General features: G+C 49.7%; 1 protein-coding gene. It reads right to left on the bottom strand.

What is annotated here, in order from left to right; genetic code table 11:
* Window positions 1-124: 124 nt before the first annotated feature.
* Window positions 125-1,069, bottom strand: coding sequence for a hypothetical protein (locus D6694_12710; protein ID RMH38105.1), 945 nt, complete (start codon window positions 1,067-1,069; stop codon window positions 125-127).
* Window positions 1,070-1,319: the final 250 nt, after the last annotated feature.

Genomic DNA, 1,319 nt, shown 5'->3' with positions numbered 1-1,319 from the left:
GAATAAACATCCATGGGCATACTCGAAAAAAAACCCGCCCTGAAGGGCGGGTTGGTGTGAGCGCGGCAGGACTCGAACCTGCAACCAATGGCTTAAAAGTAAAATCACCTCAATACCGCCTGAATCAGGGTTGTTTGTCGGCATCCGTTTTCGAGGATGTGTTCTTCAACCAACAGTAACGGTCGTAAAATTCCTGGAGTTCACGGGTGGCAAATTGTCCATAGTATTCCACGGTGACAGTAGGGGTTGAGTGTCCCATCATTTGGCTGACCTGAGCAAGGTTGGCTCCCTGCTCCAATACGCCTTTGGCAAAGCCATGCCGAAAGGCGTGAGGGTTATAGGGTCCGGTCAATCTAGCCTTCTTCGATAATCGCTTCAACATCTGATAGATGCCTGCCGTACCGATACCAAAGACCAAGTTGTCATCTCTATCCCGGATTTCCAACCACGCCTTGAGAGCGTCTGCCGTTTCTTCATCGAAGAAAACGGGGCGTACTTTGCCATTTCCTCCTTTCCCCTTTTCTCGTACTCGTGCGATTCTATGTTCTATATCCAGGTCTGTCAACTGCAATCTGGCCACGCCTCCCACGCGGGCATTCGTAGAAGCCAAAAAGCGAATAATTGCATAGTCACGCTCAGGGTGTGTGGAGAATTTCAGGGCGGCATTTTGTAAATTGATGACATCATCCCGCGAAATGACCTTCGGATTTGGCTGAGGCAGGCGTGGCTTCTGTAAATGGGCGGCAGGGCTGATTTTGAGATGTCCTTCTTCCACTGCCCACTTGAACAAACGTTTCCAGGCTCGCACGAAAGCGTGCAGGGAATACTTTGAATATCCCTTCTCGGTTGGCTTTCTCCCCGCGTGGGGGTGTTCCGTATAGGTCTGCGTCTGCTCGGCCATTTTGACGTACAACATCCTCAAGTCGTCAATGGTAATTTCTTCTATATTCTTCTCCCCCAGAGTTTTCAGCAAAGGTTTCAGACGGTTCTCGTACCATTTGACGGTAGCAGGGGCATAAACCCCTTTGTAGGACAACAAGAACTTTTCGACAAGAGTGTGTAACATCATGGCGCATACCTCCTGTTTTGGTTGAATTCAGGGGGGATATAGCACGTTTTGCACCACGATGAAATAAAACCGGGCATATCCAACACCATAGGCTGAAAAAACTATTTTCAAGCATCGCTCAATACGATGGCTTTATGCTATACTAAACCGAAACAAAAAAGCCGGGGTGTTGGCGCACTCCCGGCGGTGGCACACGCGATGCGGGCGCGTGGCAATGAAATCATAGCACAATCAAGCCGCCCGCGCAACT

The organism is Gammaproteobacteria bacterium (assembly GCA_003696665.1).
GTDB lineage: Bacteria > Pseudomonadota > Gammaproteobacteria > Enterobacterales.
Note: the sequence above shows the minus strand (reverse complement) of the source record. Positions and strands in the feature narration are given on the sequence as shown.

Coding starts and splice junctions, on each gene's coding strand:
- D6694_12710 (RMH38105.1), bottom strand. CDS start 1,069: ATGATGTTACACACTCTTGTCGAAAAGTTCTTGTTGTCCTACAAAGGG.